This window comes from Breznakia pachnodae, from assembly GCF_030814225.1.
Taxonomy (GTDB): domain Bacteria; phylum Bacillota_I; class Bacilli_A; order Erysipelotrichales; family Erysipelotrichaceae; genus Breznakia; species Breznakia pachnodae.
The window spans coordinates 161,471-181,526 of record NZ_JAUSUR010000007.1 but is presented as its reverse complement, the minus strand read 5'-3'; the positions used below and the strand labels follow the sequence as shown (position 1 = coordinate 181,526).

General features: G+C 32.9%; 20 protein-coding genes. 19 read left to right on the top strand and 1 reads right to left on the bottom strand.

The annotated features are described in order from the left end of the window. Positions 1-22: 22 nt before the first annotated feature. The 14 genes from J2S15_RS16940 (at position 23) to J2S15_RS16875 (ending at position 13,288) form a co-directional block, all read left to right on the top strand. Positions 23-1,108 (top strand): BMP family lipoprotein, encoded by a 1,086-nt coding sequence (locus J2S15_RS16940; RefSeq protein WP_307410486.1) that lies wholly within the window; start codon positions 23-25, stop codon positions 1,106-1,108. 76 nt (positions 1,109-1,184) lie between these two features. Next, complete coding sequence (locus J2S15_RS16935) at positions 1,185-2,708, top strand: ABC transporter ATP-binding protein (RefSeq protein ID WP_307410484.1); 1,524 nt, start codon at positions 1,185-1,187, stop codon at positions 2,706-2,708. After that, complete coding sequence (locus J2S15_RS16930) at positions 2,705-3,841, top strand: ABC transporter permease (RefSeq protein ID WP_307410481.1); 1,137 nt, start codon at positions 2,705-2,707, stop codon at positions 3,839-3,841. The genes J2S15_RS16935 and J2S15_RS16930 overlap by 4 nt, the downstream gene beginning before the upstream one ends. Then, positions 3,838-4,788 (top strand): ABC transporter permease, encoded by a 951-nt coding sequence (locus J2S15_RS16925; RefSeq protein WP_307410479.1) that lies wholly within the window; start codon positions 3,838-3,840, stop codon positions 4,786-4,788. The genes J2S15_RS16930 and J2S15_RS16925 overlap by 4 nt, the downstream gene beginning before the upstream one ends. Positions 4,789-4,849: 61 nt before the next feature. Continuing rightward, entirely contained in the window at positions 4,850-5,242 is a 393-nt protein-coding gene (cdd, locus tag J2S15_RS16920) for a cytidine deaminase (RefSeq protein WP_307410476.1), read from the top strand. A gap of 16 nt (positions 5,243-5,258) precedes the next feature. Then, entirely contained in the window at positions 5,259-6,557 is a 1,299-nt protein-coding gene (locus tag J2S15_RS16915; RefSeq protein ID WP_307410473.1) for a thymidine phosphorylase, read from the top strand. A 215-nt stretch (positions 6,558-6,772) separates the two neighbouring features. Then, positions 6,773-6,955 carry a hypothetical protein gene (locus J2S15_RS16910; RefSeq protein ID WP_307410470.1) on the top strand — a complete coding sequence of 61 codons (183 nt, stop codon included), beginning with the start codon at positions 6,773-6,775 and terminating at the stop codon, positions 6,953-6,955. Beyond that, a complete protein-coding gene (locus J2S15_RS16905; RefSeq protein ID WP_307410468.1) occupies positions 6,956-7,180 on the top strand; it encodes a hypothetical protein in 225 nt (74 codons plus the stop codon). 50 nt (positions 7,181-7,230) lie between these two features. Further along, positions 7,231-7,563 carry a hypothetical protein gene (locus tag J2S15_RS16900; protein ID WP_307410466.1) on the top strand — a complete coding sequence of 111 codons (333 nt, stop codon included), beginning with the start codon at positions 7,231-7,233 and terminating at the stop codon, positions 7,561-7,563. 270 nt (positions 7,564-7,833) lie between these two features. Beyond that, positions 7,834-9,711, top strand: a complete 1,878-nt coding sequence (locus tag J2S15_RS16895) for a BglG family transcription antiterminator (RefSeq protein ID WP_307410463.1) — start codon at positions 7,834-7,836, stop codon at positions 9,709-9,711. A gap of 132 nt (positions 9,712-9,843) precedes the next feature. Next, entirely contained in the window at positions 9,844-10,158 is a 315-nt protein-coding gene (locus J2S15_RS16890; protein WP_307410461.1) for a PTS sugar transporter subunit IIA, read from the top strand. Positions 10,159-10,176: 18 nt separating this feature from the next. Beyond that, on the top strand, positions 10,177-10,488 hold the full coding sequence (locus J2S15_RS16885) for a PTS sugar transporter subunit IIB (protein WP_307410459.1): 312 nt from the start codon (positions 10,177-10,179) through the stop codon (positions 10,486-10,488). Positions 10,489-10,497: 9 nt separating this feature from the next. Further along, complete coding sequence (locus tag J2S15_RS16880) at positions 10,498-11,817, top strand: PTS sugar transporter subunit IIC (protein ID WP_307410456.1); 1,320 nt, start codon at positions 10,498-10,500, stop codon at positions 11,815-11,817. Then, a complete protein-coding gene (locus tag J2S15_RS16875) occupies positions 11,810-13,288 on the top strand; it encodes a glycoside hydrolase family 1 protein (protein ID WP_307410454.1) in 1,479 nt (492 codons plus the stop codon). Before J2S15_RS16880 ends, J2S15_RS16875 begins: the two co-directional genes overlap by 8 nt. A gap of 24 nt (positions 13,289-13,312) precedes the next feature. Here the strand turns inward: J2S15_RS16875 and J2S15_RS16870 are convergent, their stop codons facing one another. Beyond that, positions 13,313-13,840 carry a TetR/AcrR family transcriptional regulator gene (locus tag J2S15_RS16870; protein WP_307410452.1) on the bottom strand — a complete coding sequence of 176 codons (528 nt, stop codon included), beginning with the start codon at positions 13,838-13,840 and terminating at the stop codon, positions 13,313-13,315. Positions 13,841-14,006: 166 nt separating this feature from the next. On the opposite strand from J2S15_RS16870, the gene J2S15_RS16865 reads away from it, so the two are divergent. From J2S15_RS16865 to J2S15_RS16845, 5 genes are all read left to right on the top strand, one after another. Continuing rightward, entirely contained in the window at positions 14,007-14,885 is an 879-nt protein-coding gene (locus tag J2S15_RS16865; protein WP_307410451.1) for a DegV family protein, read from the top strand. A 193-nt stretch (positions 14,886-15,078) separates the two neighbouring features. After that, positions 15,079-16,512, top strand: a complete 1,434-nt coding sequence (locus J2S15_RS16860) for a glycoside hydrolase family 1 protein (RefSeq protein WP_307410449.1) — start codon at positions 15,079-15,081, stop codon at positions 16,510-16,512. A gap of 42 nt (positions 16,513-16,554) precedes the next feature. Then, the gene (locus J2S15_RS16855) at positions 16,555-17,403 is read left to right on the top strand and encodes a PRD domain-containing protein (RefSeq protein WP_307410446.1); all 849 of its coding nucleotides are present in this window, start codon (positions 16,555-16,557) and stop codon (positions 17,401-17,403) included. 4 nt (positions 17,404-17,407) lie between these two features. Continuing rightward, complete coding sequence (locus tag J2S15_RS16850; RefSeq protein ID WP_307410444.1) at positions 17,408-19,258, top strand: glucose PTS transporter subunit IIA; 1,851 nt, start codon at positions 17,408-17,410, stop codon at positions 19,256-19,258. A gap of 3 nt (positions 19,259-19,261) precedes the next feature. Next, the gene (locus J2S15_RS16845; RefSeq protein WP_307410442.1) at positions 19,262-19,972 is read left to right on the top strand and encodes a glucosamine-6-phosphate deaminase; all 711 of its coding nucleotides are present in this window, start codon (positions 19,262-19,264) and stop codon (positions 19,970-19,972) included. The last annotated feature ends 84 nt before the right edge of the window (positions 19,973-20,056 follow it).

Here is a 20,056-nt window from a genome sequence, read left to right as displayed (position 1 = left end):
AAGCGAAAAGCTGGAGGTAAAGATGAAAAAATTTAGTATTATTGCTGTAGCGGCTTGCCTGATGCTAGTTCTAACTGGTTGTGGTGGGTCATCAGATGATGGAGATGACAGCGCAAAAGATGAAACATGTCCGATCAAAATTGGATTTGTTACTGACATGGGTGGTATTGATGACCGTTCATTCAACCAAGGTTCTTGGGAAGGTGTAGAAAAATTTGCTGAAGACAACAAATTAGACAAAAGTTGTTATACATTCCTAGAATCAAAAACAGAAGCTGATTACACTACTAACCTTTCAACATTGGCAGATGATGGGAATGATATCGTAATCGCAGCTGGTTATTTATTTGTTGATGCTATGACAGATGTTGCATCACAATATCCTGACACAAAATTCTTGATTATTGATGGTGTGGTTGAAGCTGATAATGTAGAAAGTGCATTGTTTGCTGCTAACGAATCTTCTTACTTAGCTGGAGTTGCAGCTGCATTAGAAGCGAAAGAATTAGGATCTAATGATGTTGGATTTATCGGTGGTATGGAAGGTGAAGTTATTGGAGCTTTCCAAGCTGGATTTGAAGAAGGAGCACTTGCTGCTAACCCTGATGTTAAAATTCATGTAGACTACGTTGGAAGTTATGATGATGCTGGTAAAGCAACAACATTAGCTGCTAAACAATATGACGCTGGAGTAAAAGTTATCTTCCATGCTGCTGGAAACGCAGGTAATGGAGTTATCAAAGAAGCTCAAACTAGAAGTGAAGCTGGAGACATCGTTTATGTAGTAGGTGTTGATAAAGACCAATACGAAACTGGTGAATATGGTGAAGCTGATGAAGATGGAAATAAAAAATCAGTAATCTTAACTTCTGCATTAAAACGTGTAGATGTTGCAACTTACGATGCTGCTCAAGCAGTTATGGATGACAAATTTGAAGCTGGAATCACTACATACACACTTAAAGAAGAAGGTGTAGGATACCCAGAAGAAAATCCTAACTTAAGTGATGATATTAAAGCTGCTTTAGATAAAGCAATTGAAGATATTATAGCTGGAGATATCGAAGTTGGAGAAACTCCAACAATTTCAAACGGTTCTACTAACTAATAGAACGTAACAATTGAATAAGTAATATATAATGGGAGAAAGTCATTTCTCCCATTTATAGGAAAAGGAGAATAAAATGGAATATGCAGTTGAAATGCTGAACATTACAAAAGAGTTCCCTGGAATTAAGGCCAATGATGATGTTACCGTTCGTTTGAAGGAAGGATCTATTCATGCTTTACTTGGTGAGAATGGAGCTGGAAAATCGACATTAATGTCTATTTTATTTGGTTTATATAAACCAACTTCTGGAGAAATTAAAGTCAAAGGGAAACTGATCGAGGATATGGATCCTAATTTAGCTACTGAATTGCATATTGGAATGGTACATCAACATTTTAAGCTTGTGGAATCATTTACGGTTACTGAAAACATTGTGTTAGGTCAAGAACCAATGAAAAACCACATGATTGATTATAAAACAGCTAAAAAGAAGATTTTAGATTTATCAGATCAATATGGATTTAAAGTTGATCCAGATGCGAAAATTTCAGATATTTCAGTAGGTACACAGCAAAAGGTGGAAATCTTAAAAATGTTGTATCGTGATGCGGAGATTCTTATATTTGATGAGCCAACAGCAGTGTTGACACCGCAGGAAATTGATGATTTGATCGCTATTATGAAGAAGTTAGTAAAAGAAGGGAAGAGTATTCTTTTGATTACTCATAAACTTCAAGAGATTAAGGCAGTTGCAGATGAATGTAGTATCCTACGTCGTGGGAAGTATATTGCAACCGTAAATGTTGCAGATACAACAAAAGAAGAAATGGCAGAAATGATGGTAGGACGTAATGTTAACTTTAATGTTGAAAAGGGTCCTGCACATCCTGGTGAAGTTGTTTTGGATGTAAAGAATATTGATGTCTGTGATGAAGATAAAAATCGTAAAGTAAAAGATTTCTCTTTGCAGGTTCGTGCTGGTGAAATCGTGGGTGTTGCCGGGGTTGATGGCAATGGACAAAGTGAATTAATATATGCATTATGTGGATTGATGAAGAACGATAAGGGAAGCATTAATCTGAATGGTGAGGATATTAGTAATATGTCAATTAAGAAACGCTTTGATAAAGGGGTTGGACATATTCCTGAGGATCGTCATAAATATGGACTAGTATTGGATTTCCTACTAAAAGAAAATTTAGTGTTGCAATCTTACAGTGATGCTCCATACTCAAAACGTGGAATTTTACAGAAAGACGAGATTGATAAGCATGCAGATCGTCTGATTGAGATTTTTGATGTACGTAGTGGTGAAGGAAAAGATTCTTTAACTCGCAGTATGTCTGGAGGAAATCAGCAAAAAGCAATCATCGCAAGAGAGATTGAACGTAAACCTAAACTATTATTGGTTGTACAGCCAACACGTGGGTTGGATGTAGGAGCCATTGAATATATTCAAAAACGTATAATTGAAGAACGAGATAAAGGAACTGCTGTACTTTTGGTTTCACTTGATTTAGATGAAATTTTAGATTTATCAGATAAAATTGCAGTTATGCATGATGGTGAATGTACTGCTTTCTTAGATCGTTCAGAAACAGATTTCAGAGATATTGGATTATATATGGCTGGAACTAAGAAAGGAGAGGAATCATGAAAAAGACCCTTTCACCAATAAAAATATCACTTATATCAGTTGGATTGGGACTTGTTCTTGGTCTTATCATCTTGGTGATTTCTGGTTATAGTCCAATGGTTTTATTTAACGCTATGTTACGAGGATTGGTTGGTTTTACCTTTGATAATTTTGGTAATTTCAACTTACGTAATACGGGTGAGTTTATCGTATCTTCTCTGCCAATCATATTAACAGGATTATCGGTAGCATTTGCTTATCGTACAGGAATGTTTAATATTGGAGCAGAAGGACAAGTAATGGTTGGAGCCTGTGCAAGTATTTGTGTCGCTATTTTAGTTCCATTACCTGGTGTTATTCACGCAATTGCCTGTGTAGTTGCTGGAGCACTTGCTGGGGCTATCTGGGGATTAATTCCAGGGTTTCTAAAAAGCCGTTACAAGATCAATGAGGTTGTAGTATGTATTATGTTGAATTACTTTGGAATGTACTTCTCAAACTTTATTTTGAAGTCATTACCAGGATCTAGTATTTCAAAGACTGTAATCATACCTGAATCAGCTTCATTATCAAGTGATTTCTTAAGTTCAATTACAAACAATTCTCGTCTGAATTGGGGAATCTTAATTGTTGGATTAGCTATATTCGCATATTGGTTTATTTTAAATAAAACATCATTTGGATTTAGCTTGCGAGCAACAGGATTCAATGAAGATGCTGCACAATATGCAGGAATGAAAACGAAACGTAATGTCATCTATTCAATGATGATTGCCGGAGCTCTTGCAGGTCTGGCTGGTGCGGTTATATCACTTGGAACATTTAATATGGGTAGAGTTATCGGAGCCTTTGAAAACTATGGATTCGATGGAATTGCTGTAGCCTTTGTTGGTGCATTTAATGCGATTGGAATTATGTTAGCTGGACTATTGTTTGGTCTACTTAATGTAATGGCTCCATTAATGCAAGCAGCAGGTGTCCCAAAAGAAATTAACCAAATTATTTCTGCAGGTATTGTACTGTTTGTAGCTATGCAATATGGTATTGTACTATTGCTTAGTAAGTTTGGTAAGAAAAAGAAAAAGCCGGATAAAATAGAAGGCGATGGTAATAAAATAGAGAATGATAAAGTGGAAGGGGGAGTAAAAGCATGAATTTATTTCTACAGATGTTTCCCGCGGCTTTAATTATGGCAACGCCGATTGTTATTGCGGCACTTGGTGGTTTATTCTCTGAACGTAGTGGAGTTATTAACATTGCGTTAGAAGGTATTATGTTGGTTGGTGCATTTGCAACGGCAACGGCAACGATTTTACTAAGTGATACATTTGGTAATTTCACTCCATGGATTGGAGTTCTTGTAGGGGCAATCGTTGGGTGTGCATATTCAGCAATCCATGCATTTGTTTCGATTAACCTGAAAGCAGACCAGACAATTTCTGGGGTAGCACTAAATATGTTATCTACAGGGATTGCAATTTACTTATGTCAATTAATATTTGATGGACAAAGAACACCAAACTTCCCAACAAATATTGCGAAGATATCAGTTCCGATATTAAAGGACATTCCGATCTTAGGACCAATGTTCTTTAATAATACGTATCCAACGTTCTTTATTGCGGTAGCGCTTGTGTTGATCACATACTTCTTAATGTATAAGACACGTTTTGGATTACGTCTGCGCTCATGTGGAGAATTTCCACAAGCAAGTGCGTCTATGGGAATTAATGTGGCTAAAATGCGTTATATCGGTGTTTTAACTTCTGGTTTCTTAGGTGGTCTAGCTGGTGGGATTATGGTTCTGACTACAAATATTCAATTTAGTGCCAGTGTAATTCATGGTGTTGGATTTATTGCACTTGGATGTTTGGTATTTGGAAAATGGCATCCGCTTGGCTGTCTGTTTACTGGAGTATTCTTTGGTTTCTCAGAAATCATTTCATCATACTCTGGAAACATTCCTGGACTATCAGGATTACCAACAGAATTTTTCTACAGTATCCCTTATGTACTAACGATTATCGCATTGATTCTATTTGCGAAACGTTCGGTTGGTCCAAAGGCAGCTGGAAAGATTTACGACGCTGGACAACGATAATTCAATTATGAAGCCAAGTTCCATTTTGAATTTGGCTTTATTTTTAAAATAGGAGGACTACATGAATAGTTTAATTGAAAAAACAAGAGCTTATTTAAAAAATGCTTATGTGCCATACTCTAATTTTAAAGTTGCTGCATGTGTAAAAACAAAAGATAAAGAATACTTTGGTGCAAATATTGAAAATGCATCCTATGGTTTATCAAACTGTGCAGAACGCAGTGCATTGTTTTATGCATATAGTCAAGGTGTGCGCAAGGAAGATATTGAAGAAATGGTAATTGTTACTATGGCAAAACAACTTACCTATCCTTGTGGAGCATGTCGTCAGGTAATGGTGGAACTGGTTCCAAGGAATGCGAAAGTTACTCTTGCGAACGAGCATGAAATCAGAGAAACTACAGTAGAGGAATTGATTCCTTTTGCATTTGATTCTTCTGATTTAGATGAATAACAGGAAAGGTATACTTATGAACATAATTGAAATAATTGAAAAGAAAAGAGATGGATTTGTCTTAAGTAAAGAAGAAATTGAATACTTTATTGAAGCTTATTGTGATGGAAGTATTGCTGAGTATCAGGCATCTGCATTACTTATGGCAATCTATTTTAATTCATTAAACAAAGAAGAACTTGCAGTGTTTACTCAAGCAATGATTGCCAGTGGTAGAACCTATAATTTCTCAGGTTATGATGGTGTGTTTGTGGACAAGCATTCGACTGGTGGAGTAGGAGACAAGACAACATTAGTATTGGCACCTATTCTTGCTGTTTGTGGCTGTAAGGTCGCTAAAATGAGTGGTAGAGGGTTATCATTTACTGGTGGAACCTTAGATAAACTGGAATCAATTCCAGGGTTAAAAGTTGAAGTTAGTGAAGCAGATTTTATGAAGCAAGTAGAAGAGATTGGATGTGCAGTTATTGGACAGACAAATGATATGGTATATGCAGATAAGAAATTATATGCATTACGCGATGTAACTGGAACTGTTAGTAGTATTCCATTAATTGCTTCTAGTGTAATGTCAAAGAAAATTGCTGCAGGTAGTGAAGTAATATTACTGGATGTTAAATGTGGTGATGGAGCATTCATGAATAATAAAGAGGATGCAATTGAACTGGCTCAACGCATGATTGAGATTGGTGAAAGCGTTGGACGTAAAGTTGCAGCTGAAATCACAAGTATGAATGATGTATTAGGCACTAGTGTAGGAAATTCATTAGAAGTCCTTGAAGCAATTGAAACTTTAAAAGGAAATTATGATGAAGATTTCTATGAATTATGTGTACACTCATCTTGTACAATTCTAACAATGGCTGGCATCTGTAAGGATGAAGCAGAAGCAAGAGAAAAAGTAGTTGCATGTATTAAGGATGGATCAGCACTTGCAAAATTAAAAGAAATGATTGAGCATCAACACGGTAATGGAGAAGTAATCAATAACTATGACCTGTTATCTATTTCTAATAAAACCGTTGACGTGATTGCAGATGTGGAAGGATATCTAAATACAGTGCATGTAAAAGAAATTGGATTGTTATCTTGTGCTCTGGGTGCAGGAAGAATGCAAATTGAAGATAAGATTGATCATGGTGTAGGAATTGTACTTCATAAAAAGAGATATGATTACATCAAAAAAGGTGATGTCTTATGTACACTTTATGTAAATGATTCATTTAAAGACAGTCTAATTGAAGATATGAGATCTTGTCTTGTGATTGAAGACCATGAAATTGAAAAAGAACCACTTATCTATAAAGTTCTTTAAGATATAAAGTGTCCTTATAAAGAATAGTGTAACAAAGACTACTAGAAATAGTAGTTTTTCTTTTATCTAAATCATAGTTAAAAAGTCAATATTAATCAAATTATAGTTGATATTTGTAAGAAAAGGGAAAAACGTTTCTATTTAGGAGAGATTGTGTTTCATGTTAATATATGAGTAGAAGAAAGTAAAATTCAAACGAGAAAGGAACTGATAATATGAAACCATTACATACAGAAAGTGAATATGACAAACATGCAAAAAGAATGATAGCATTTATGAAAAAAATGCATAAAGATAGAGAAAAAATGACAGAAAGTGAAAAGCGTAAATTGGCATTCGATAATTTATATGGGGCAGGATTAATCACGAAAGACGGAAAGATAAAGGATCTAAAATAAATGTATTCAAAAATATCTAATTTAATTATTGGATTTCATGGATGTGATCAAAGTACTTTTGACGAAGTCATGAAGAATGGTAAAAGGTTGAAGAATAGTACAAATAATTATGATTGGTTAGGACATGGACAATATTTTTGGGAGAGGAACTATAAAAGAGCATATGATTGGGCAGTAGATCAGAGTAAGAATCCTTATAGTAAAATAAAAATCCAGCAGTTATAGGAGCAGTAATAGATTTAGGACATTGTCTAAGTTTAGATGAAACTATTAATTTGGAATTATTAAAAAAATCATATTCTAATATGGTAGATGATTTAGAAAATCTAGGTGAGAAAGTTCCAACAAACAAAATAGGAAAGAAGGGAACAGATTTATTGTTAAGAGAATTAGATTGTAGAGTTATTGAGTATTTACATAATCTAAACAAAAGATATAAGAAATATGAGTATGATTCTGTAAAGGGGATTTTTATAGAAGGAAATCCAGTCTATGATAATTCAGGGATTTATGAAAAAACGCATGTTCAAATATGTATAAGAAACCCTAATTGCATAAAAGGTTATTTTAGTCCGCGAGATATTGATCCTAACTTTAATAACTGCTAATTAATAATAATTGTAGGTAATGGAATCATTTGAACTATTATGATGATTCCATTTTTATATGTCATTGGAAATATACTAATATATTTTAGAATCATAGAAACTATAATATATGGTTTCTTTTTTTGAAGTATTTGATAAATCTCACGTGGATAACGATGCCATATATTAAATTATATAAATATTTGATACAATAAAATTAAAGAAGGATGTAGGAGAAAGCCATAAGGAGGTTAGTCGTATCTATAGTAGGGAATAGATAAACGAAATGATATGTTGAAAAGCAGACAAATTAGATTATTAAAAGAACTTACAGATAATCAAGATAGATACCTGTCTTCAAAAGAATTATCCAAACGATTGAATGTAAGTGATAAAACCATTCAAGCTGATATTAAAGTTTTAGATTTGGCTTTACACGACTATAGTACTATTATTACCTCAAAAACTGGATATGGTTATCAAATAACAATTGGTGATAGTAAAAAATTTGAATATTTTCTAAGCGAAGCAAATGATTCTATTATTTGTAGAAATTTTAGTGATACTACTTCACGTGTTACTCACATTCTTTATCGTTTTTTTAATGTAAAGGGATTTATTAGAAAGGATATGCTTTTAAATGAACTCTTTGTTTCTGAATCAAGAATGACAAAGGATTTAAATATTGTAAGAGAAACACTTGCGAAATATGATTTAAAAATAATTGTGAAACCAAAATATGGAATGTATATTGAGGGAAGTGAAAAGAATAAAAGAAGATGTATACTCAATGAAAGGGTAAACATAGATATCTTCTTAAATGATGAAGAAGAACTAATTAAAAAGGTTGGAAATATTGTAGTAGATATTCTGACGAATAGTCATTATAAAGTATCTGATGTTGTTGTTCAAAATTTAATAATTCATATCATGTATGTAATTAAGAGAATGAAACAAGACCATTATCTTGACACTATAGGTGATGTAGATAATGAACTTTACTATGCACATGAGTATGAATTAGCGCAAAAAATCATGGAACAATTAGAAATAACTTTTGATATTCATTCAACTGAAAATGAAATTACAAATCTTGCAATTCATCTAAAGGGAAAACGAAGTTATGATGAAGATACGATTGATGAAGATATTGATGAAGTTACAACTGAAATATTTAAAGAAATTAATGAAATGGTTCATATCAACTTTATGAATCAAGTTGAAAATAGAATAGCATTATCTTTACATGTCATTGCTTTAATTAATCGTGCAAAATATCATTATAGTATAAAAAATGATCTAAACGATGAAATCAAACTAAACTGTCCACTGGCGTTTGATTTAGCTGTTATATCTGCAAAGAAAATATCAGAAAAATATAACGTTGAAGTTGTAGAAGGAGAATTAGGATTTCTAGCTGTACACTTCTCTAAAGCTTTAGAAGACATTAATGCATCCAAGCAAAGTAAAAATGTTTTAATTATTTCTTCAACAAGAAAAGGAGAAACTTTATTGATTCGCCATAATTTTTTAAAGATTTTTAGTGATTATGTTGACCAACTTAATATAGTTAGTTTTATTGAGTTAAACACAATTGATGTAGATTTATATGATTTAATTTTTACTACCTATGATAAAGTTGATGGAATGCCAGAAAAAACAATAAAAATAAATTATTTTATGGATACAAAAGATATCAACACAATTAAGTATGCTTTATTGGATCATGAAGTTAAGGTAGAGCAATTTTATAATGAGAATTTATTTATTCATTTTGAGGAGAAACTAACAAAAGAAGAAATATTAAAACAGTTGTGTAAACAAACTGAAAATTACAATCCTTGCGATGATAACCTTTATGAATCTGTACTTCGCAGAGAAGAGTTTGGATTTACTGCATTTGGAAATTATGTAGCACTTCCGCATCCGGATCATCTGATATCAGAAAAAACAAGTATATCGGTTGGTATCCTAGATTATCCAGTAACTTGGATGAAGGGAAGAAATGTAAGAATCGTTTTATTATTATGTGGAGCTAAAAATAAAGAAAACCATCTTTCGATTTTATTTGATAAAATTTCAAATCTGATTAAAGATAAAGATGCAGTACAACAATTATTAAAGCAACCAATATTTGATACATTTTCAAAACTGCTAGAAAAATATTAATAGTGAGAGAGTATATGTTTACGATAATCATATACTTTTCTTTTATCGTTCATTATTTCCTTATCGATAAGGAAAAAGCAAATGAGTTACTTCTTTAGATTCTATCTATAATGAAATTAAGGAGGAACGATTATGAATGATGAAGCTACAATACCGTTTACTTTAATCTTACATGCAGGTAATTCACACTCGTTATCAATGGAAGCAGTGAGATTAGCTAAGCAAAAGGAATTTGAACAAGCATCAGCAAAGTTCGATGAAGCACAAGAAGAGCTTAATAATGCTCATAAAGTGCAAACAGATATATTATTCAGTGACCAAAAAAATGGAGATAACAATAAATATCCGATTGACTTGTTGATGGTACATGCGCAAGACCATATAACCATGGCAACCGTGTGTCTGGATTTATGTAGAGAGATATGTGATTTGTATCAATCAAAATAAAAATGAAAGGAGAAAGTAATGAAGCGGAATATTATTTTATTTTGTGCAGCAGGGATGTCTACTAGTATCTTAGTTAGTAGAATGAAGGAAGCAGCACATGAGAAAGGATTGGATTATGATGTAGATTCTTATGCAATATCGGAAGCTGATAAAAAGGGACCGGAAGCTGACATTATCTTATTAGGGCCACAGGTAAGATACTTTCTTGAAGATATAAAGAAAAAGTTTCCTGATAAGCCTGTAGAGTGTGTAGATATGCAAGCATATGGGACGTTAGATGGGGAAAAAGTTATAAATCAAATAATTAACATGATAGAAAATAAAACCTAGGGGGTAAATATGAATAAATTTAACGATATAATGGAAAAATATTTTATGCCTGTTGCAGCTAAATTAAATACAGTAAAAGGGTTAGTAGCAGTAAGAGATGCGTTCTTACAGATTTTCCCACTTACATTAATTGGATCATTAGTTGTAATGGTGAATGTAGTATTCTTAAGTTCAAATGGATTTATTGGTCAATATTTAGTGAATATCATTCCATCATTAGATGATTATCAGGCTATTTTAAGCCCTGTTCTAAATGGAACGATTTCAATGATGGCAGTATTTGTTGTATTGCTGATTGCTCGTAATATGGCAAGACAATATAATGCTGATGGTACCAAAGCAGGAATTACAGCAATTGCAGCATTCTTTGTATTATATACGCCAAAAATAGATGGAATGATGAGTGATGCATATCTAGGTGCAAATGGAATATTTGTAGCTATTATTACGGGTCTTCTGGTAGGATTCTTCTTTAGTAAATTAACAACAATTGATAAACTGAAAATTAAAATGCCAGATACAGTTCCACCTGAAGTAATTAAATCATTTATGGTGGCAATACCAACTGCAATTATATTAGTAGTTACTTCAATTATTTCCTTTATTATTATGCAAATTGAGCCAGAAGGAATCAATGCACTTGTATATGGAGCGCTTCAGGCACCGATTCAATCACTTGGAACAAGTCCATTAACACCATTATTACTGATTTTTATTGCAATGGTATTATGGTCATTTGGGATTCATGGAACATCAACAGTATCACCAATCTACTTGTCAATTTATGCATCAATGAATATCGCAAATATTGCATATGCGGCAGAAGCTGCTACAACAGCAGGTTCTCCTCATCCATATACCTGGTTTGTTTTATTTGAGAATTATGGATGTATTGGTGGAACTGGAAATACGCTTGCGTTGATTGTGGCGATTCTGATTCTATCTAGAAGCAAAAGTTGGAAACGAAACGATTATACAAAAATTGCAAAACTAGCATTGATACCTGGTTTATTCTGTATCAATGAACCAATCATTTTTGGACTACCAATCGTGTTGAATCCACTTCTGATTGTTCCATTTATCTTAGCACCAATTATTTCGATGGGACTTGGAGCACTTATGATATCTACTGGTTTAGTATTACCAGGAACACTTGATGTTGGTTGGACAACACCACAACCATTTAAAGCCTTTCTGTCAGCATCAGGATCTTGGGAAACTGCATTATCAGTATGTGTGATATTTGTAATATGTGTATTAATTTATCTACCATTTGTGAAGATGGCAAACAAAGAAAAGAATGTAGTAGGAGGAATTGAGAATGAGTAAATTTCCAAAAGATTTCTTATGGGGAGGTGCAACTGCTGCCAACCAATTAGAAGGAGCATATAATGAAGGCGGAAAAGGTCTGTCAACAGCAGATATGGTAAAATTTGTACCTCGCTCAGTAAGTAAAGGTGCAAATACGGAAACTGTGTCATTGGAAGAAGTACAGAATATTTTAGATGGAAAAAGAGATGATGAATATTATCCAAAACGTTGGGGAGTTGATTTTTATCATCGATATAAAGAAGATATTAAGCTATTTGCGGAGATGGGATTTAATGTCTTTCGAATGTCACTAAATTGGGGAAGGATTTATCCTAATGGAGATGACGAGGAACCAAATGAAGAGGGACTGAAATTCTATGATGATGTATTTGATGAACTAGCTAAATATAATATAGAACCATTAGTAACATTATCTCATTATGAAACACCACTAAACCTATCTATCAAATATAATGGGTGGGAAAATAGAAAATTAATAAAGTTCTTTGAAAACTACGCAACCACAGTATTTAAGCGATATAAAGATAAAGTGAAGTACTGGATGCCATTTAATGAAATTAATATGATTTTGCATCTTGCTTATACAGGTGGTGGAATTTTCATTGAAAAATCTGAAAATGAATTACAAACAACTTTTCAGGCATTGCATCATCAATTAGTAGCAAGTGCATCAGTAACAAAAATTGCAAGATCTATAAATCCTGATTTTCAAATTGGATCGATGTTAGGAATGTCACTTTATTATCCTAAAACGAATCATCCAGATGATGTTCTTGCTGCACAATATGCAAATCGTGTAAATTACTATTTCCTAGATATATTATCTAAAGGTGAGTATCCAAATTATGCATGGGCATACTTTAAGAAAAAAGGAATAGAATTAGTTATTGAAAAAGATGATTTAAAATTATTAAAAGAAAATACAGTAGACTATAATTCTTTTAGTTATTATTATTCATTATGTGCAGGTTCTATTCACGATGAGCAATCATTGGTATCATTTATACCAGAACATGATTTTGATGAATTCCATCCAAAAAAAGCTAAAAATGAAAATCTTAAGGTTACAGACTGGGGATTTCAGATTGACCCTATAGGATTTAGAATCGCAATTAATGAAGTTTGGGACCGTTATAAGAAACCAATCATCATTTCTGAAAATGGATTAGGAACTACAGATATTTTAGAAGAAGATAAAACGATTCATGATGATTATCGTATTGACTATTTACGTGAACATATCAGAGAAATGAGAGTTTGTATAGAAGAAGGTGTGGATATTATTGGTTATACTTCTTGGGGACCAATAGACATTGTCAGTGCAGGTACAACAGAAAGAAGTAAACGTTATGGATATATCTATGTAGATGCAGATGACTATGGAAATGGAACATTTGATCGCTATAAAAAAGATTCTTTCTATTGGTATAAAAAAGTAATTGCCAGTAATGGTGAAGACTTAGACTAAAAAGGTGGACAATATGTCCGCCTTTTATATTCTAATAAGTTTTGATAAATCTTTAGGTGATAACTGCATCCCTGTTTCTACCCATTGTTGAAGAACACCAACGATACCAGCTGCTTTGTATGCAACCTGATAAGATGTGTTTTCATAAGTATCTTCTTTATCATCTTTACCTTTGATTTCTTTATCTACAAAGTAAAACTTTACTCTTTTTAAAAATGTAAAACTGGTTTTTTCATTTAAGAAAAGTTTAGCTATTCTTTTATGATCCAATAAATATTCTGCAGTCTTTTCTAAAAAGTCAGCGTAGTATATAGGTTTGCGATTCATCAGTGATTTATCAAATAACTCACCAATTTCTACTAAAGTATCACTTTCTATTTCAGAATAAAGTTCATAAATATCTTGGTAATGTAAGTAGAAAGTTCCTCTACTAATATCTGCTTTATCACATAACTCAAGAATTGTAATTTTAGATATGTCTTTTTTCTCTACTATATTAAGAAATGCTTCAATAATAGCATTCTTCGTTTTTCGATTTCTTCGATCAGCCATAATTACCTCATTTCTTTGACACTTAGTATCAATTTGTTCAATAGTTGACACTTGTAACTACTTTGAATATTGTTAAGGTTTCCTTCCAATATTATAATTTACTTACAAGAATTATAACACATGTTTAGTTATGAACAAGTGTCAATAACTAAAGAAAGGATACAAAATGACAAATTATCATGAGATGAAGATAGGTATTATTGCAGACAGTAGTTGTGATGTAACAGAGGAATTACAAAGTAAACTTCATGTTACATTAATTCCATTTCAGATGGATATAAATAATCATAATTATGTTGATGATGGTACAGTAAATATTCAAGAATTTATAAATGAAATGAAGATTTCAAAGGAAACACCAAAATCAGCTTGTCCATCAATTGGCGAATATGAAGAAGCAATGCGTCAGTTTGATGTGTGTTTTGTGATTACCATTTCATCAAGGTTAAGTGGCTCTTATAATTCTGCTTGTGCAGCAGCTCAAATGATAAGTGAAGATGCTTCTAATCATAAAATATTTGTAGTTGATTCAAAAAGTGCGTCATGTGGTGAAACAGCAATCGCTTTGTTTATTAATGATTTAATTCATCAAGGAGTAGATCCAGATGAGATATTTAAACGAGCAGAAGAATTTGTGGAAAAACAATTAACTTTATTTACGCTGATTGATTTGGATAATTTATTTAAGAATGGAAGAATCAGTAAGTTCTCTAAAATTACTAGTTCTACATTTAATCTTCGTCCAATCATGAAAGCAAATGATGGAGAAATAGAATTATTAAAAATTGCAAGAGGTACTAAAAAGGCATTCACAAAAATGGTTGAAATGATGAATGATTTTACGAAGAATGCAAAGATGGATTCATTGCGTTTGATTATGACACATTGTAACTGTGAAAGTCAGGCAATGCAGATTAAAGAAAAACTTCTGGAGTGTTGTAATACATTAAAAGAAGTTATTGTAATCCCAACGGGAGCGTTATCATCAATGTATGCAAATGATGGTGGAATTATTATGGCTTGCTTGCCTGATAATGAGGTATAAGCAACAATATTCCTAGAAAGCGCTTGCATTTGATTTCTATGTATGATATAAAATATTTAGGTACGTTACTATAAGTAATAGGCGTGGCCATATTAATCTTTTTTAGGTTAGTGTGCCACGTTTTTATTTTGTAGAGAGGGGGAAATGTCAGTTAACGAAAGCACACATACTAAAGTGAACGAAAGGAGTTAATATGACATTTAAAGAAGATTTTTTATGGGGAGGAGCTACTGCTGCGAACCAACTAGAAGGTGCATGGAATGTTGATGGTAAGGGGATTTCAATATCAGATGTATGTACTTCAGGAACAAGATACAAAAGCAAACAGATTATTCCTGATTTAAATCCTGCATATGAGTACCCATCACATGAGGCGATTGATCATTATCATCGTTATAAAGAAGATATTGCATTATTTGCGCAGATGGGGTTTAAGGTATACCGTTTTTCAATTGCTTGGACAAGAATTTATCCAACTGGCGAAGAAGATAAACCAAATGAAGCTGGATTACAGTTTTATGATAATTTAATTGATGAATGTCTAAAATATAATATTGAACCATTAGTAACTGTTTCTCATTATGAAATGCCATATATTTTAACTGAGAAATACAATGGTTGGGCATCACGCAAGATGATTGATCTTTACTTGAAATACTTTGAGACAATCGTGAGAAGATACAAAGGAAAAGTAAAGTATTGGTTACCATTCAATGAAGTGAATTCAGCAGTTGCTAAGTTTGGGGCATTTCTTTCACAAGGAATTCTAAATGGGGGAAGTAAAGATTTTATGAATCAGGTAGACATTCCTCAACTTCGTTTCCAGGCACTTCATCATCAGTTTGTTGCTCAGGCAAAAGCTACTAAATTAGCACATGAAATTGATGAGAATAATAAAATAGGAAGTATGACAATTTATGCGACAACATATCCAATGACATGTAAACCAGAAGATATGTTAGCAACACAACACATGAATCGTTTAATGAACTACTTATGTCCGGATGTAATGATTCGTGGTGAATATCCAACATATGCAGAAAGTCTTTACAAAGATTTAGGGGTAGAGATTAAATTTGAAGATAATGATAAGGAACTACTAAAAGAAGGAACCGTTGATTTCTTTGCCTTCTCATATTATATGAGTAGTTGTGCTACTGCTGATCCAAATGTGGAGAGAGTAGAAGGAAATATTCTGACAAATGTAAAGAACCCTAACTTAGAAACAAGTGAGTGGGGATGGCAGATTGATCCTAAGGGTTTACGTTATTCATTAAATGAAATCTATGATCGTTATCAGTTACCAATTATGCTAGTTGAAAATGGTCTTGGTGCAAATGATATAATGGAAGAAGATGGAAGTATTCAAGATGATTATCGAATTGATTATTTAAGAGAGCATATTCAAGCAATGAAAGATGCTACTGAAGATGGTGTAGATTTGATTGGTTATACGACTTGGGGATGTATTGATTTAGTAAGTGCATCTACAGGTGAAATGGCAAAACGTTATGGATTTATCTATGTAGATAAAGATGACGAGGGGAAAGGAACATTAAATAGAATAAAAAAGAAAAGTTTTGATTGGTATAAACAGGTAATCGAGACAAATGGAGAAAAATTATAAACATAATATACATAGGTGTGTAACGTGTTAGGAGGAACTAAAATGGCATATACAATCGTAAGGAATTTAAATAATAATGTAGCACTAGCTACTGATGACAACCAAAAGGATTTCATCATTTTTGGTAAGGGTATTGTTTATGGAAAGAAATCTGGAGAGAAAGTAAATGAAGAAGATGTTGTAGAATGTTACTTTTTAAGTCGTAAAGACTTCTCATACTTTTCTGAAATTATGAAGACAATGGACCCAATGATCGTATATGTTACTGATTTAATAATTAAGGAAATTAAAGATACAATTGGAGGAACTTTCAGTGCAAACTTACTGCTTATGATTGCTGATCACATTAATTTTGCAATCGAACGATTAAATGAAGGTATTGCAATGAAGAGTCCATTGGAAAATGAAATTCGTCGACTATATGATAAAGAAGTTGAGGTAGCTAAAAAAGCACTGGATATTGTTGAACAAGAATTAGGTGTTCGCTTGCCAGTTGAAGAAGAAGCAATGATTGCCATGCATATCGTAAATAGCCATGTTGGTGGTGAGATGTTAGATGATGCAATGATGGTGACTGAAATATCAAACACGATTATTGATGTAATAACCCAACAAACAGGAAGAACACTTGATATGAAATCAAATGATATGAGTCGACTTCTAATTCATCTTCGTTTCTTTATTTTGAAATATTCCAAAAATGAATTAGCAAATGATGGTGAATTTGATGGTTTGTATAATTTCTTAATTACTAAAAATCCTGAATCTGCACAATGTGTAAAAGTAATAGTAAAAACGTTAAATGAAAAATACGGTTGGAGTGTAACTGAAAATGACATGATTTATCTGATGTTGCATATCAATCGACTACTACAAAAGAAAGAAGGATAAACAATTGAAAGAATTAATGACAAGGATTCTACAATACGTTGGAGGTATAGAGAATATTACTTCTATTGGGTATTGTATGACTAGATTACGTATTACAGTAAAGAATACAGATATTATAGATGAAGAAAAGATAAGTGCAGAAGATGATGTAATTAAAGTTCAATTTAAAGGTGGACAACTACAAATCATCTTTGGACCAGAAGTTCAAAAATACTACAATGCATTAATTGATATTACAGGAAATAGTTTTGCGGATAAAGAAGAAGAGAAAGAAGAAAGTGGTAATATTATTGATAAGATTACAGGCTTTCTAGCAGCTACAATTATTCCTGCAATTGCTGCAGTATCCGCAGCAGGGCTTATCAAAGGGATGCTGGCAATCTTTGAAGCAGCTAAGTGGTTGGATCCAGCAAGTGATGTATATACAATTCTGAATATTATTGGAGATGCTCCATTATACTTCTTAGCAGTATTAGTTGGATTCTCAGCAGCTAAAAAACTAAAAACAAATGAATATTTAGGTGCATCAATTGGGCTTGTACTGATGTACCCTACTCTTGCAACTGGGGCAGCCGCAGGACTTGAAGATTTAAGTTTCTTTGGAATTTCGATTCCCTTTGCTTCTTATGCAAATACAATTATTCCAACAATATTAGGTGTTATTGTATTGAAATATGTATATGGATTTTTAAAGAAAATCTTACCAGTAACAATTGAGCTGGTAATTACAGGACCACTTGCATTTGCAATTACATGTGTTATCACACTAGCATTCCTAGCACCTTTAGGAAGTTATATTGGAATCTATATCGCAGATGCATTTGCTTGGCTATTTGGAGTGGCAGGACCACTTGCAGGGCTGTTAATATGTGCATTCTTTGCTCCACTAGTAATGACAGGTATGGCTTATGGAACCTTCCCATTAGTATTCCAAAACCTAGCAGTATTAGGATATGACTATATGATTCTGCCAATCATGGTGTACTCTAACCTTAATCAAGGGGTTGCATCAATTGCAGCAGGAATAAAACTAAGAGATGGTAAGATGAAATCAAATGCATTTGGTGTAGGGATTACAGCAATTCTTGGAATTACAGAGCCATCGATGTATACAGTAAACCTTCCACTTAAAAAACCATTCTATGCAGCAATGATCGGATCAGGTGTAGCAGGTTTCTTATCAGTATTATTTATGGTAAAAGTATTTACAATGGCAGGTGGAGGTGCAACAGCACTACCCGCATTTGTAAGTAGTGAATATGCAAACAACTTTATAATGGGAATTCTATGTCTGGCAGCAGGTATGGTAGTTACATTCTTAATCACATTCTTCTGGATGAATGAATCAGATGTAAGTGATGGAGCTACTACAAAAAAAGTAGTAAGTAAAAAAACTGGTAGTACAATTTCAGTAGCAAGTGTTGCTGAAGGTGAAGTTGAGGATATTAAAAGTGTTCCTGACAGTTCTTTTGCAGAAGAAAAGTTAGGAAAAGGTATTGTGATCGACGATAAGAATGGAAAGATTTATGCACCATTTAATGGTGTAGTATCAGCTATCTTCCCAACAAAACATGCAATAGGTTTGCAATCCGAAGATGGAGTAGAAGTACTGGTACATGTTGGAATTGATACAGTGAGATTAGATGGAGAACATTTCTCATCACTTGTAAAGAATGGAGATAAAGTAAATGCAGGAGATTTACTTTTGGAATATGATTATAATGCAATTGAAAAAGCAGGATATTATCCAAAAACAATTGTAGTTGTCTCCAACACAAATGATTATAAAAAAGTGAATATTAGCAGTGCGAAACAGTTATATAAAAATAATGAAATGTTTACAGTGGAGGTATAAAAGATGAAATTAATAATTACAAGTGACTATGAAGAAATGAGTCAAATTAGTGCACAACTAGTATTATCAAAAATGTACAGTGATAAGCGAGTAAACTTATCTTTAACTGCAGGAAGTACACCTGCCAGAATGTATGAGATATTGAAAGACTTTATGGCAGATCGTCCTTACTTTGATAATGTACACTTCTATAACTTTGATGAAATCAGTATTGAAGGTGAACAATATGGATTAACTATGCGTTCACTAAATGAGCAATTCTATCACCCCTGTACAATTAAAAAAGAAAACATTCATGAACTAAATCCAACAAATTATGAAAACTATGATCAAAAGATTACTGATGATGGTGGTCTTGATTTAATTCTTGTAGGAATTGGTGCAGATGGACATTTTTGTGGAAATCTTCCTGAGTATACAAAGTTTGAAAATGAAACGTATACGGTAATGATGGAAGAAGGAGATAAAAATTTCAAGTTATTACATGAATTGATTGGAAAGAAACCAGAAGGTGCAACTGTTACCTTTGGTCCAAGAACGGTTCTTAGTGCAAAACAAGTTGTATTATTTGCCAACGGTGAACATAAGGCAGATATAATTCAAAAAGCATTAGAAGGCCCAGTAACAACGGATGTTCCTTCTTCAGTATTAAAATTACATCCTAATTTAGTAGTTGTTTTAGATAAAGAAGCTGCAAGTAAATTAAGTAAATAATTCTAAGTGATATACCTAATCAAAGGGTATATCACTTTTAACTTTTATTGAGAATCTTGATTGACGAAATCTTGTATTGTGGGT